The sequence below is a fragment of the Shewanella sp. QJM3NY_23 genome, from assembly GCF_056173105.1.
The window spans coordinates 1,506,587-1,519,902 of record NZ_CM149657.1 but is presented as its reverse complement, the minus strand read 5'-3'; the positions used below and the strand labels follow the sequence as shown (position 1 = coordinate 1,519,902).

General features: G+C 46.5%; 16 protein-coding genes. 5 read left to right on the top strand and 11 right to left on the bottom strand.

Annotated elements, in window-relative coordinates; genetic code table 11:
* Positions 1 to 220: 220 nt before the first annotated feature.
* From AC0VXX_RS07040 to apbC, 9 genes are read right to left on the bottom strand one after another with little or no spacing between them, the layout of a single operon-like run.
* Positions 221 to 1,009: a TatD family hydrolase gene (locus AC0VXX_RS07040; RefSeq protein WP_475516512.1), complete on the bottom strand. Its 789-nt coding sequence runs from the start codon at positions 1,007 to 1,009 to the stop codon at positions 221 to 223.
* Positions 1,010 to 1,055: 46 nt separating this feature from the next.
* Positions 1,056 to 1,382: a PilZ domain-containing protein gene (locus AC0VXX_RS07035; RefSeq protein ID WP_475516511.1), complete on the bottom strand. Its 327-nt coding sequence runs from the start codon at positions 1,380 to 1,382 to the stop codon at positions 1,056 to 1,058.
* Positions 1,383 to 1,384: 2 nt separating this feature from the next.
* Positions 1,385 to 2,305, bottom strand: coding sequence for a DNA polymerase III subunit delta' (gene holB / locus AC0VXX_RS07030; RefSeq protein ID WP_475516957.1), 921 nt, complete (start codon positions 2,303 to 2,305; stop codon positions 1,385 to 1,387).
* Positions 2,306 to 2,307: 2 nt separating this feature from the next.
* Positions 2,308 to 2,937: a dTMP kinase gene (tmk, locus tag AC0VXX_RS07025; protein WP_475516510.1), complete on the bottom strand. Its 630-nt coding sequence runs from the start codon at positions 2,935 to 2,937 to the stop codon at positions 2,308 to 2,310.
* Positions 2,934 to 3,941 carry an endolytic transglycosylase MltG gene (mltG, locus tag AC0VXX_RS07020; protein WP_475516509.1) on the bottom strand — a complete coding sequence of 336 codons (1,008 nt, stop codon included), beginning with the start codon at positions 3,939 to 3,941 and terminating at the stop codon, positions 2,934 to 2,936. Before mltG ends, tmk begins: the two co-directional genes overlap by 4 nt.
* Complete coding sequence (gene pabC, locus AC0VXX_RS07015; RefSeq protein WP_475516508.1) at positions 3,938 to 4,771, bottom strand: aminodeoxychorismate lyase; 834 nt, start codon at positions 4,769 to 4,771, stop codon at positions 3,938 to 3,940. Before pabC ends, mltG begins: the two co-directional genes overlap by 4 nt.
* Positions 4,771 to 5,355: a dCTP deaminase gene (dcd, locus tag AC0VXX_RS07010; RefSeq protein ID WP_475516507.1), complete on the bottom strand. Its 585-nt coding sequence runs from the start codon at positions 5,353 to 5,355 to the stop codon at positions 4,771 to 4,773. Before dcd ends, pabC begins: the two co-directional genes overlap by 1 nt.
* Before the next feature lie 27 nt (positions 5,356 to 5,382).
* Positions 5,383 to 6,018: a uridine kinase gene (gene udk / locus AC0VXX_RS07005; RefSeq protein WP_110456166.1), complete on the bottom strand. Its 636-nt coding sequence runs from the start codon at positions 6,016 to 6,018 to the stop codon at positions 5,383 to 5,385.
* A gap of 11 nt (positions 6,019 to 6,029) precedes the next feature.
* Positions 6,030 to 7,142, bottom strand: a complete 1,113-nt coding sequence (gene apbC / locus AC0VXX_RS07000; protein ID WP_475516506.1) for an iron-sulfur cluster carrier protein ApbC — start codon at positions 7,140 to 7,142, stop codon at positions 6,030 to 6,032.
* Between the two features lie 158 nt (positions 7,143 to 7,300).
* On the opposite strand from apbC, the gene metG reads away from it, so the two are divergent.
* Entirely contained in the window at positions 7,301 to 9,322 is a 2,022-nt protein-coding gene (gene metG / locus AC0VXX_RS06995) for a methionine--tRNA ligase (protein WP_475516505.1), read from the top strand.
* 127 nt (positions 9,323 to 9,449) lie between these two features.
* Here the strand turns inward: metG and AC0VXX_RS06990 are convergent, their stop codons facing one another.
* A complete protein-coding gene (locus AC0VXX_RS06990; RefSeq protein WP_475516504.1) occupies positions 9,450 to 10,202 on the bottom strand; it encodes a Nif3-like dinuclear metal center hexameric protein in 753 nt (250 codons plus the stop codon).
* A gap of 228 nt (positions 10,203 to 10,430) precedes the next feature.
* Between AC0VXX_RS06990 and AC0VXX_RS06985 the strand changes: the two genes are divergently transcribed.
* Entirely contained in the window at positions 10,431 to 10,772 is a 342-nt protein-coding gene (locus tag AC0VXX_RS06985) for a hypothetical protein (protein WP_475516503.1), read from the top strand.
* An 84-nt stretch (positions 10,773 to 10,856) separates the two neighbouring features.
* Here AC0VXX_RS06985 and AC0VXX_RS06980 read toward each other — a convergent pair whose 3' ends face one another.
* A complete protein-coding gene (locus AC0VXX_RS06980; protein WP_475516502.1) occupies positions 10,857 to 11,348 on the bottom strand; it encodes an outer membrane lipoprotein in 492 nt (163 codons plus the stop codon).
* A 52-nt stretch (positions 11,349 to 11,400) separates the two neighbouring features.
* Between AC0VXX_RS06980 and aat the strand changes: the two genes are divergently transcribed.
* The 3 genes from aat (at position 11,401) to infA (ending at position 13,156) form a co-directional block, all read left to right on the top strand.
* A complete protein-coding gene (gene aat, locus AC0VXX_RS06975) occupies positions 11,401 to 12,111 on the top strand; it encodes a leucyl/phenylalanyl-tRNA--protein transferase (protein ID WP_475516501.1) in 711 nt (236 codons plus the stop codon).
* Positions 12,101 to 12,820, top strand: a complete 720-nt coding sequence (locus tag AC0VXX_RS06970) for an arginyltransferase (RefSeq protein WP_475516500.1) — start codon at positions 12,101 to 12,103, stop codon at positions 12,818 to 12,820. Before aat ends, AC0VXX_RS06970 begins: the two co-directional genes overlap by 11 nt.
* A gap of 117 nt (positions 12,821 to 12,937) precedes the next feature.
* Positions 12,938 to 13,156, top strand: a complete 219-nt coding sequence (infA, locus tag AC0VXX_RS06965) for a translation initiation factor IF-1 (protein ID WP_005500725.1) — start codon at positions 12,938 to 12,940, stop codon at positions 13,154 to 13,156.
* The last annotated feature ends 160 nt before the right edge of the window (positions 13,157 to 13,316 follow it).

The window sequence follows — 13,316 nt, the reverse complement described above, 5'->3', positions numbered from 1 at the left end:
AAATAGCCTGTGATGATTGTCATCAGCTCAACACCCATACTCCCAAACCAAAAGTGTTATGACACAATCACTAACACAACCCATCACAGCCATAAGCCATAAGCCATAAGCCATAAGCCATAAGCCATAAGCCATAAGTCAGCACATTGAAACAAGGTATTGAGAGGTTGTCTAAGGGTCTTTGGCTCCCAATTACGATTCAGTGTTAATGTTAGTACGACTAGCGCTTGGCTAATTTGGCGGCATCTTTAAATAAATTGAAGAAGTTGGTCGTTGTATAATCGGCTAACTCCTCAAAAGATTCGCCTCGAAGTTCAGCCACAAATTCGGCCACATCACGAACATAAGCGGGTTGATTTTCTTGCCCACGATGAGGCACTGGCGCCAAATAAGGGGCATCGGTCTCAACTAATAAACGATCTTTAGGGACTTTGCGAATAACCGTCCGTAAATCACCGGCATTTTTAAACGTCACTATGCCGGATACAGAAATATAAAAGCCTAAATCGATGGCCGCCTTGGCCATCTCCCAATTTTCAGTAAAACAATGTAATACCCCACCGACCTTATCGGCATGGCCTGCTTTCAGTAAGGCGATAGTATCTTCTCTGGCATCGCGAGTATGCACAATCAGCGGTTTATCCACTTCAACCGCCAGCGCAATTTGTTGTTCAAAGCATGATAACTGCAGCGCTTTAGTGTCATCGGCGTAAAAATAATCTAGCCCTGTTTCACCAATCGCCACAACCTTAGGGTCGTTAATATAATCATACAACTGAGCAGTATCGAGCCCCTCTTTTACATCTAAAGGGTGCACCCCTGCCGACAAGAATATTTGCTCAAAATTGGCCATTTTGGCTTGCATCTGGGTGAAACCTTGTTGGCGCACATTGACACACAAAAAGTATTCAACGCCACGCGCTTTAGCCTGCGCGATAATATGTTGCAAAGAGGCTTGATCGGGAGCAGCCTTGAGGCGATCGAGATGACAATGAGAATCGATGAGCACGCTTATAATCCAAATAAACAACAAAAAGGACGCAAAGGATACCGAGCTACATGGTGCAGGTCAAATCACTCGAGGAGAGTTCTCGGGCGAGTAGGTTCTCAATATGATGCTTATGGGTCGAGGCGTCTGAGATGATTTTCACCCCAATACCAGCAGGCCTTCCACCAGAGGCTCCTAAAGGGTTAATCCACACCACAATACCTTGAAACTCCAGCTTAGTCGTCGATCCTGGAAGTTGGTAAGCAATAGACAACTCTTGGCCTAAATAGTGGCTCTCTGTCGTGGCGACAAACAAGCCTGCAGGCTGAATAAACGGCATATAAGCTCGGTACAATTGGTGTAAAGTATCAAAATTAACCACGAGGTCGACCATAATTATTGCTCTTGTGTTAGTGATTGATACTCTAAAATAAACGATTGAAAAATTGCCATAAAATTCACATTGGGCATCATGTTAAGTTCATGATACGTAGCCATCACCTGAGCCGCTAAACGGGTTATTTTAAGGTTTACCAGCGCGTCTGCATTTTTCTGTTTAACCAACTTTTGCCTTAAGACTAGATATAAAACCTTAAGCGCATCAGAAACTTGCTTTTGTTCTATATTAGTAAAATTAGCACACAGGTGACCGGACGACAAACTTTGTATCCAGTCTTTGCGCAGTTGCAGTAACTCGGTAAACCGTTGTGATTGCAACGCCGCTAACAACTCAATTGGTCCGCCCATGACAGGCAAGCACCAGATGACATCACCGCTCAGTTCATATTGCTGAGACAACCATGCTTGAACCTCTTGCGCTGTAGGCAACTTAAAATGCAAGCGTTGACAACGACTACTTATGGTCGCCATCAAGCGACTCGGCGTATCGCTTTGTAATAACAGCAAAGTTTGCTGACCAGGTTCTTCGAGGGTCTTTAGTAGTGCGTTGGCAGCGGCAACATTGAGGCGCTCGCAATGTTTAATCACGGCTACACGTTTACCGCCTTGCTGCGCAGTTGATGTCAGGCGATGACATAAGTCTCTTATCTGATCCACCTTAATCTGGTTGCCATCCGCTTCTATTTGGTAAAGGTCTGGATGATTTCCGGCGAGTGTCAGTTGACAGGGCTTGCAATGACCGCAGGGTCCCTGTGAACTCGGTTGCTGACAAAGCGCGGTGTGCGCTAACGCTAGGGCTAACTCGACGCCCCCGTATCCTTGATGCATCCCCACTAAATACGCGTGACCTTGCAACCCCGTCGTTAATTGCTGACTAAACTGGGCTATCACAGGCGTGAGCCAAGGAATGTTCACCATCATTACCAACCTTGCTGCTGCAGTACAGCCACAATATCGCTATGGACCTTTGCCATGGGTTGACTGGCATCGACAATCACAATGGCATCATCTTGCTCTGCGAGCGATAAATAGGTATATCTGGCGCGCTCAAAAAAGCTCACCGCTTGTTGTTCTATCCTATCCAACGCGCCACGGTCTGCGGCTCGTTGTAACCCCTGCACAGGATCGATATCCAGATAAATAGTCAAATCGGGTTTAAAGCCCTTTAAGGTGGCTTCACTTACCGAAGAGACTAACGGCATTAATCCTCGCCCTCCTCCTTGGTATGCTAAAGAGGACAGATTATGCCTGTCGCCTAATACCCACTGCCCATTAGCTAAAGCCGGCTTGATGACATTGGCAATCAGCTGAGCCCTCGCGGCGTAAATCAATAAACACTCAGCCTCATCGCATAAAGGATCACTAGGGTCCGCCACTTTAACGAGGTCGCGAATACGCTCAGCCAGCGGCGTACCGCCGGGCTCACGAGTACAGACTGGAATGGTTCCGGTATGCTGCGCAATAAAGTCTCTGACTAAAGCGATAGCACTGGACTTACCGGCTCCCTCTAATCCTTCAATAACAATAAATTTTGCATGGGTATTGTTCATCGATTTCTCTGGTATTTATCTACAGCCCGATTATGTTCGGCTAATGTTTTAGAAAAGATATGGCTGCCATCGTTTTTCGACACAAAGTAGAGGTAATCTACATCGGCTGGATGAGCTGCGGCGTAAAGCGATGCGCCACTTGGCGCCGCGATAGGCGTTGGGGTTAAGCCATTAATTCGGTATGTGTTATACGGCGTTCGTTCACGTAAGTCTTTGCGAGTAATATTGCCATTAAACCTGTCACCCATGCCGTAAATAACGGTAGGGTCGGTTTGCAAGCGCATATTTTTACGCAGTCGATTAGTAAAGACGGCCGATATTAAAGTGCGCTCACTGGCTTTACCCGTCTCTTTTTCAATAATCGACGCCATAATCAATAATTCATAAGGCGACGTTAACGGGATCCGAGTGTCTCTTCCTTGCCATGCCTGTTGCAGCTCTTGCTGCATTTTAAGGTAGCTTTGTTCGATAATCTCCTTTATGTCATCGCCAGCGACATAGTGGTAGGTATCGGGATAAAATTTCCCCTCGGGTTGGCCCGACATATCGCCATGCTCAATCAACACCCGATTAAATATTCCGTCTTGCCATTGCACTTTGGGTAATTGCATCAAAATTGCGCGCCACTCTTTTATGGTGAGCCCTTCAACTAGAGTGACACTAAAGACCTTTTCGCGCCCTTGGGTTAATTTTTCCAGCAGGCTAATGACGTTATCCTGCGGCGTTAGCTCATATAACCCTGCGCGGATCTGGGTTAAATCAGGGCGAACCTTGGCCAATACTCTCAGCTTCCAACTGTCTTGTATGACGCCGCGCTGCTCTAAGACTTGTGCCATTTGAATAAAAGACGTGCCTCGCTTGAGCTCAAATTCTTGAGCGGATGTCAGCGTCAGCGGCGTTTGACTGTAACTCATCAACGACTGGTAACCCCAATAGAGGCCAACCGATGCTAAGGTGAGTAACGCAAAGAGTGCAATCATCACTCTACTAATGATTTTTTTCATAATGATAATGTGAGGGCTTGGTTTATTTGAAGGGGCAAGGCACTGGGGGCAAAGCGGCACTGTTCGATACGATTGACCCCAACCACACCAAACAGGCTATTGGACAGTAACACATGATCAAACTGACTTAATTCACTCGGGATAACAGGTCTAATCGCAACATTAAACCCCGCCTCAATAAACCAGTAAATCAGCTGTTCTCGCATCACACCGGCAACGCCCGCTAGGTGCATACTTGGCGTCACTACCTGTTTATCTTTGATTAGAAACAGATTCGCCATCGAAGACTCAATCACTTGCTCTTGAGTGTCGAGCACCAACCAATCATCAAAGCCCTTGTCTAACACTTGGGCTTTAATCAAGACTTGCTCTAAACGATTAAGGTGCTTCATTCCCGCTAAACGAGTTTGCCCGCCTAGGCGCATAGGGCTGGTCTGCAGCGCAATGCCGCTCATCTGCCAGTGACGATAGTGACCTGGCATCGGGTGCACCGATACCACCTCTGTGACCGACACATGTTCAGGTAGCTGATAACCTCGTCCGCCCACGCCGCGGCTGAGCAAAAGTTTAATGCAAAAATCGGTACCTAACTCTTGCTGTTGCTCTATCGCAATTGAACTTAATAAACCAATAAGTTGCGCAGACGCTTGCCAAGGCATACCAATTCGTTGACTGGTTTGTACTGCGCGGCCTAGGTGCGCATCTAAAAACAGTACGCGTCCTTTTGAACAGCGCATCGTAGCAAAAAGGCCATCACCATAGGCGAGGCCTCTATCAACAGCAGATACGGTATCTTGGCGAACGCCATTGACCCATAATAATGCAGACATTATTGGTCCTGACTGATCCGGCTAGCGACAGTGTCTTGCTGATCTCGGTATTTAGCACTGGCCCGCTTATTATAAGGACGCGCCACTGGTGAGCTAAGCCGCTCAAAGTTTAGCGCGCCAATAGTCATCATTGGACGCAATGCCAAAGGTAGTTTTCCACTGTTGTAAAATTCAAGCACTATCTTACCTTGCCAACCAGGATCGATACGATGCGCTGTCACGTGCACCATTAACCCCAATCGCGCTAATGAAGAGCGACCATCCAACCAACCAACAATATCAGACGGCAAGGTGACGATTTCATGAGTGATAGCTAATGCAAGTTCTCCCGGGTGAAGGAAAAATGCGCCTCCTTCTGGGATCACAATTTTATCACTCATCACACTATCGAGCGCCGCCTGCATTTCGGCACTTGGGCCACTAAGGTCAATAAAAGGAGCGGTATGATCTTGAAATACGCGAAACTGATCACCAAGCTTAACATCGACGCTCACACCACTAATGGCATCAGCATCGGGACGCGGTTCAATCACAATCGAGCCATCATCTAAGCAAGCTTCAATCTCTAAATCCGTCAAACGCATTTCAACGTCACTCCTAAATTCATCTTATTATTTTACTAACAGGTGTTGGATTCTGGTTTTCAATATATCGGTGGCGATACGATTTTTACCGCCTCGAGGCACAATAATATCAGCGTATTGCTTCGACGGATCAATAAATTGCAAAAACATCGGCCTAACCGTTTGAGTGTATTGTTGCATCACAGATTCCATCGTGCGCCCCCGCTCTGCAACATCACGGCTTAAACGGCGCATGAAGCAGATATCGAGCGGGGTGTCCATAAACACACTGGCATCCATTTTTTCACGCAATGCGGGATCGGTTAACAGCAATATACCTTCAAGAATAATCACCTTTTTAGGCGTCATGGTAGTGGTTTCAGCCATGCGCGTGTGTTCGGTATAACTGTATTTAGGAATATCAACCGCTTGACCATTTTTAAGCGCTTCAAGGTGTTCACACAATAAAGGGTGATCGAGCGCCTTGGGATGGTCATAATTAGTTAATATTCGCTGATCCATCGACAGGTGACTTTGGTCTTTGTAATAGGCATCTTCAGCTATTACACCTATCTGATCTGTGCCTAAATCACGGCATAGCTCTTCATAAATGGTCTTAGCGATTAGGCTTTTACCCGACGCTGACGCACCAGCGATACCAATAATGACACATTGCGAATTCATGCTTTTAAACCTTACTCATCATCTGAAATTGAAATTGAAACAACACTTTGCGTTTGGGTTAACGCAAGCTGCGCGCCCACTTTACGGGCAATCGCTAGGTACAGCTGCGCCACGGGTCCTTCACTATCGGCCACCACAGTCGGCACACCATTATCAACATCTTCACGAATATTGAGTTTAAGCGGTAACTGGCCCAGCAATGGCACATTGTAACGCTGCGCCATTTTAGCGCCGCCATCTTGCCCAAAAGGATGCTCTTTATGGCCACACTCACTGCACAAATGAAAGCTCATGTTCTCCACAATACCCAATACTGGAATATTGACCTTTTGGAACATGTTGACGCCTTTTTTCGCATCGGCAAGCGCAATATCTTGTGGCGTTGTCACGATAACCGCGCCGCTCACAGGCACTTTTTGCGACAAGGTCAATTGAATATCACCGGTGCCTGGTGGCATATCAATCACCAGATAATCAAGCTCAGGCCATAAGGTTTCATTGAGCAGCTGGGCTAATGCGCCAGCAGCCATAGGCCCACGCCACACTGCGGCTTCATCGCCGCCTAACATAAACCCTATTGATTGAGCTGCGATGCCATGGGCGCTAGCCGCCGTCATCATCTTGCCATCGGGTGATACCGGATTAAAATCGGGCACCCCCAGCATAATTGGGATGGATGGGCCGTAAATATCGGCATCGAGAATACCGACTTTGGCGCCTTCGGCAGCAAGTGCCAATGCGAGGTTAACGGCCGTAGTTGATTTACCGACACCGCCTTTACCTGAGGCAACGGCAATGACTTGCTTAACGTTTGGCAATGGCTCGACAGCACCAGATGCAATCGTTGCAGGTTGGAAATCGATTTCACATTCTACTTCATCGATGGCATCGAGTACCGCTAACTTATTGGTAATGGCCATGACCGTATCGCGATACTGACTCTGACACGGATAGGGGTAACACAAGCCTAACAGCAGGCGCTTGCCTTCGATGTCAAGTTTGGTCACACACCCAGCGGTAACTAAACCTTGCTGTAAATTGGGATCTTGATATGCATCTAAAATGGCCAATACTGGCGCGAGAAGATCATCGCTAAGATGATAATGATGAGAAGCTGAAGACAAAACGACTACCCCCTAAAATTAATTTGGCTAAGTGTACCAGAAAATTTGACAATATTCGGATAGATTTAGCTCAGTTAAAGCAGCTTTTGGTGAAACTTAGGTGATGATCGGTTAGTATCTATGCCATTCTTTTGGGCACTTACTGATTTTGAGACAAGATGGCAACTTCACAACGTAAAATTCTCGTGACCAGCGCACTTCCGTACGCTAACGGACCTATCCATTTAGGCCACATGCTGGAATATATTCAAACCGATATTTGGGCCCGCTTCCAAAAGCTGCGTGGTCACGAATGTCACTATATTTGTGCCGATGATGCCCACGGCACTCCGATTATGTTGAAGGCGCAGCAGTTAGGGATCGCCCCTGAAGAGATGATTGCTCAGGTGCAAAAAGAGCATGAGCAAGATTTTGCCGACTTTAATATCGCATTTGATAATTTTCACAGCACACATAGCGATGAAAACCGCGCATTAGCCAGCGATATTTACCTTAAACTGCGCGATGGGGGTTACATCAAGTCGCGCACTATTTCGCAGCTTTTCGATCCTGAAAAATCGATGTTCCTACCCGACCGTTTTGTGAAAGGCACTTGCCCTAAATGTAAATCTGTCGATCAATACGGTGATAACTGCGACAGCTGTGGTGCTACTTATAGCCCGACCGATTTAATCGACCCTAAATCGGCGGTATCGGGTGCGACCCCAGTAATGAAAGACAGTGAGCACTTCTTTTTTGACCTGCCAGCATTTGAAGAGATGTTAAAAGAGTGGACTCGCTCAGGTTCTCTACAACAAGAGATGGCCAACAAGCTTGGTGAATGGTTCGACCAAGGTCTGCAACAGTGGGATATCAGCCGTGATGCCCCCTACTTTGGTTTCGAGATCCCCGATGCGCCAGGTAAGTTTTTCTACGTGTGGCTAGATGCGCCTATCGGCTATATGGGTTCATTTAAAAACCTGTGTGACAAACGTGACGACCTTAACTTTGATGATTTCTGGGCTAAAGACTCTACCGCAGAGGTGTATCACTTTATCGGTAAAGATATTGTCTACTTCCACAGCCTATTTTGGCCAGCGATGTTAGAAGGTGCTGGTTACCGTAAACCTAACAGCGTCTATGCTCATGGTTATGTCACAGTCAATGGCGCCAAAATGTCTAAATCAAAGGGCACCTTTATTAAGGCGCGCACCTATTTAGACAACTTGAACCCTGAATACCTACGTTATTACTATGCCGCGAAGCTCAGCAGCCGGATTGATGATTTAGACCTTAACCTAGAAGATTTCGCCCAGCGGGTGAACTCCGATCTCGTGGGTAAGTTAGTCAACTTGGCATCGCGCACCGCAGGCTTCATTAGTAAACGTTTTGACGGCAAATTAGCCCAAGTGGAAGATCAATCACTCACTGAGCTCTTCTTGGCTAAGCAAGAAACCATTGCCCAGTTCTACGAAACCCGTGAATTTGGCAAAGCGATGCGCGAAATCATGGCGCTGGCAGACATCGCCAATGGCTATGTCGCCGATGCAGCCCCTTGGCAACTGATCAAGCAAGACGATAAACAGCAAGAAGCGCATCAGGTTTGTAGCAATGCATTGAACCTGTTCCGCATCCTAGTGACCTATCTAAAACCCGTGTTACCGCAACTGGCAAAGGATGTTGAAGGCTTCTTGCAGCTCACGCTGACATGGGATGACCTAGGCCGTGACCTCTCTGGGCATGAAATTGCTCCGTTTAAGGCGCTAATGCAACGTGTTGAGATGAAAGATATCGAAGCGATCATCGAAGCATCGACCGAAAATTTGCAGGTGACTGAAGCGCCTAAGAGTCAGCTAGAGCTCGACCCGATTAGCGAAGAGATAAGCTTCGACGATTTTGCTAAGCTTGATTTGCGTATCGCCCGTATCGCCAAAGCGGAACATGTTCCCGAAGCCAACAAGTTACTCAAGCTGCAACTTGATTTGGGCGGCGAAACCAAGCAAGTGTTCGCTGGCATTAAATCAGCTTATGCCCCCGAAGATCTTGAAGGTAAACTGACCGTAATGGTGGCTAACTTAGCACCGCGTAAGATGCGCTTTGGGATGTCTGAAGGCATGGTGCTAGCGGCAGGTCCAGGTAAAAAAGATTTATGGATCTTAGAGCCTCACGAAGGCGCACAACCTGGCATGCGAGTGAAGTAAATCCACTGTCTGTCCTAGCTACACTCATAAACACATAATAAAAAGGCCGCTTAGCGGCCTTTTTTGTGACTGAAACTCTTGCAACAAGGCTAACTTGCAACCGCGATAATTTGCAGCACGAGTAAAACTACACTGGATTGGTGATATCCACAAAATGATGAGTTAGCTCAAACTCACTGGCCAAATGCTCGCCCAAGGCTTTAATACCAAAACGTTCAGTGGCATGATGGCCCGCGGCAAAATAGTGGATCCCAAGTTCTTGCGCGCTATGATACGTACGCTCAGACACTTCGCCACTAATAAAGGCATCCATTCCCTGCTCTGCAGCAATATCGATATAATCCTGAGCACCACCACTGCACCACGCTACATGATGAATGGGTTTATCCTTATCCCCCAGATGTAATGGCTGACGCTGTAATACACCGCCAAGCAAGGTAGAAAAGTCATTAACCGACATCGGATTATCCAAACGCCCCTGCCAGACTAAACCTTGGGCAACGCCCTCAATCGACTCTGCATCGACAATGCCCAGCGCCCTGCCTAATTCGGCGTTATTCCCCAGCATGGGATGGCCATCAAGTGGTAAGTGATATCCGTATAAATTGATATCATTTTTTATCAATGCCTTAATGCGTCGATATTTCATGCCCGTTATCACCTCGCTCTCGCCTTTCCAGAAAAAACCGTGGTGAACCAATATGGCATCGGCATTAAGTTCTATGGCGCGATCGATCAAGGCTTGGCACGCCGTCACGCCAGTCACTATGGTGTTGATCTGTGCCTTACCTTCTACCTGTAAGCCATTTGGCGCATAATCTTTATAATTGGATACCTGCAAAAATTCATTAAGGTATCGCGTCAGTTCTAAGCGCGTCATTCAAACTCCTCATCAATGGAATATATGGATACTCAAAGTCTGGTGAGCCCACTATTTGGGCATTCGACTTAGCAGATTTCGCCTGCCATTATTGCGCTTAGTTTAGCCATATCTGCGCCGCAGTTCATAGAAATCAGCCGAATCTTGGTGAAAATTGGACTTTTTAACCGTTTAAACGATAAAATTACCGCAAACCTTCAATTACACATTAAAAAATAGGTTAAGACTATGTCAAAGTTGACTAAAGAAGAGGTGATTAGCGCGCTGGAATCTGCGCTAAGCAAAACGCAAGGTCATGCGGTTTCTATTGAGCAAAAAGGAAGCTGGTATAAGATCGATGGCGGAAAATCTCTTCGTTTTAGCGAGCTTGAAGCAATGCTAGCAGAGCAAGGCGACAACACTCCGGTGCAAGCTGCTGTTAAAAAAGAAAAAACCAAAACCGTTGCCAAAAAGACAGCGCCAGCTAAAACAGCAAACGCAGCGTCTAACAGTGCAGCTAATGGTATGACCCCAAAAGCACTATGGCGTGCTAAGTTAGCCGGTAAAGGCCAATTGCCACGCGGGTTTTAGTTGTTTACCGCGACCAGCAACTCGCCATCATAAACACAAAAAAGGAGCCTTGAGCTCCTTTTTTGTTGCCAAGCTTTAACCAACTTACTGGGCAATATCGACTCTCACGCCGCCCTGTAAATAGACAACTCGCACTTCATCATCGACATTAAACACCATACCGGGATCAAAATCTTGCAACACCATCACCTGCTCGCCATCTTCGAAGGTGATCATCAGCTCAACCAATTTGAGCTGTTGGTAATCATCGCGCTGATAACGATTACCGACTCCGGCACCGATTAACGCGCCGAGAACAGTAGCAACATCTTGGCCCGAACCACCACCGAACTGATGCCCAACAACGCCACCCAGTAAGGCCCCGCCAAAGGTCTTCCATCCTCGATTTCTGTCACTAATCAACTCGGTTTGAGTGATGTTACGCACCGATGCAACATGGCCATAAACCACTTTCTCTACTGGCACAGCTTGATTGCGTTCGTAGCCCGCATTAGCGCAAGGCGATAGCACAACAGGAGACAAAGTGAACAATGCTAAACAAACTATACGAAAGAAGTTCAACTGAGGTTTCAACATAACTGTTTTTCCGCTAACTTATAGAGAGACGCTTACTTAATTTTACTCAATTGTGAACTCACTGTCCTATTTAAATCATGAACTCGTCAAGTTCCCCTCGCCAGAGCACGCATTGACAGACCCTAATGGCCTATTAGCCATAGGTGGCGATCTGCAGCCGCAGCGATTACTCAATGCCTATTATGAAGGGATTTTTCCTTGGTTTAACGAAAATGATCCTATTTTATGGTGGTCACCCGATCCTCGCGCAGTATTTGTACCCGGCAGCATAAAAGTCAGCCGACGCTTAATTCGTGATATAAAAAAGCGTGACTGGCAGTTCAGCGTCAACCTCGCATTTAAGCAAGTGATACATTACTGCGCTCAAACCCGAGTAGAAAATGAAGGCACCTGGATCACCTCAGACATACAGCAGGCCTATACTCGCTTACATACTCAAGGTAAAGCTCATTCAATTGAGGTCTGGGATAAAGGCTGCTTGATCGGCGGCTTGTATGGCTTGGCTATCGGCCAAGTCTTTTGTGGCGAGTCGATGTTTCATCTGCAGAGCAATGCTTCAAAGGCGGCCATGATGATGTTACATCAACACCTTTTAGCCCACCAATTTAAGCTAATCGATGCCCAAGTGGTCAACCCTCACTTGATGTCACTTGGTGCTAAAGCTCTCAAACGCAGTGATTTTATCAACTTGTTAACACGCTTTCGGGATGCTGAAGTCGACCCACTTACTTGGCAACCGAGACAGGTGCACCTTGACCTCTAAATCCGATACGATTCAAGTTGGCCTGACCAATACATTTGCTTGCAGTTATTTACCTGAGCGGCAAGAGCAATTAATGGTGCTGCAAGAAGATCGCTTTAATATCGATCTATTTGAGCAACTACTTGGACTGGGATTTCGCCGTAGCGGCGATACTTTGTATAAACCCCACTGCCCTCATTGCTCAGCCTGCATGCCAATTCGCATTCCAGTTAAGCAGTTTAGCCTGTCGAGACGGCAAAAACGTACCTTAAAAAATAACCGCGATCTCAGTTGGACAATCGTCACCAATACCACTGACGAACACTACCAGCTATATCACGATTACATAGCGCAGCGGCACAGTGACGGCCCTATGTACCCGCCATCGAGGGAGCAATATCACCATTTTATTCATTGCGTTTGGCATCAGCCGCTATTGATTGAAGTGCGACATGAGCGCAAGCTTATCGGCGTAGCGGTTACCGATCTCCTGCCCAACAGCTTATCGGCAATTTACAGTTTTTTCTCTCCAATGGAAGATAAACGTTCAATGGGGGCCTTGATGATCTTAATCCAATGCCGCATGGCTAAGTTAATGAATAAAGAGTTTGTCTATTTAGGTTATCAAATAGATGAGTCGCGTAAGATGAATTATAAAAAAGCTTACCAACCCTACGAGATATTGACCCCAACGGGTTGGCAACAAAGTGGATCTTGTCATACAACATAGTAAGATATTGACCCGTCGTTATTTACTTGGATAACGAAGCACCTCTTTACAGCAGGCGGATTTTGCGGCATGATACGCCCGTTTTTAATATTTGAAGGCTAACAGGATAACTGATTAATGGCGAAAGAAGACAACATTGAAATGCAGGGCACTATTCTTGAAACCTTGCCAAATACAATGTTTCGAGTAGAGCTAGAGAATGGTCACGTAGTAACGGCCCATATCTCAGGCAAAATGCGTAAAAACTACATTCGTATTCTTACGGGTGACAAGGTCACAGTTCAGCTGACCCCTTATGATTTGAGCAAAGGGCGCATCGTCTTCCGTTCACGCTAAAGTTAGCTAACGAGTTATTAAAAGCCGGCAAAGCCGGTTTTTTGGTTTACTAGATTTAGTTTCATATTGTAGTTTTTACACAACTAAAGTCAGTGGACTCTGCATTATCTATGCATATTTTACCGAACGATAGATAGCAAAAAGGCTGCAATTGCAGCCT

Bases quoted from the DNA above. Each gene is read 5' to 3' on its own strand.
- tmk (WP_475516510.1), bottom strand. From the start codon at position 2,937: ATGAACAATACCCATGCAAAATTTATTGTTATTGAAGGATTAGAGGGA.
- udk (WP_110456166.1), bottom strand. From the start codon at position 6,018: ATGAATTCGCAATGTGTCATTATTGGTATCGCTGGTGCGTCAGCGTCG.
- pabC (WP_475516508.1), bottom strand. From the start codon at position 4,771: ATGTCTGCATTATTATGGGTCAATGGCGTTCGCCAAGATACCGTATCT.
- AC0VXX_RS06980 (WP_475516502.1), bottom strand. From the start codon at position 11,348: ATGTTGAAACCTCAGTTGAACTTCTTTCGTATAGTTTGTTTAGCATTG.
- AC0VXX_RS06990 (WP_475516504.1), bottom strand. From the start codon at position 10,202: ATGACGCGCTTAGAACTGACGCGATACCTTAATGAATTTTTGCAGGTA.
- mltG (WP_475516509.1), bottom strand. From the start codon at position 3,941: ATGAAAAAAATCATTAGTAGAGTGATGATTGCACTCTTTGCGTTACTC.
- AC0VXX_RS07035 (WP_475516511.1), bottom strand. From the start codon at position 1,382: ATGGTCGACCTCGTGGTTAATTTTGATACTTTACACCAATTGTACCGA.
- holB (WP_475516957.1), bottom strand. From the start codon at position 2,305: ATGGTGAACATTCCTTGGCTCACGCCTGTGATAGCCCAGTTTAGTCAG.
- dcd (WP_475516507.1), bottom strand. From the start codon at position 5,355: ATGCGTTTGACGGATTTAGAGATTGAAGCTTGCTTAGATGATGGCTCG.
- metG (WP_475516505.1), top strand. From the start codon at position 7,301: ATGGCAACTTCACAACGTAAAATTCTCGTGACCAGCGCACTTCCGTAC.
- AC0VXX_RS06985 (WP_475516503.1), top strand. From the start codon at position 10,431: ATGTCAAAGTTGACTAAAGAAGAGGTGATTAGCGCGCTGGAATCTGCG.
- infA (WP_005500725.1), top strand. From the start codon at position 12,938: ATGGCGAAAGAAGACAACATTGAAATGCAGGGCACTATTCTTGAAACC.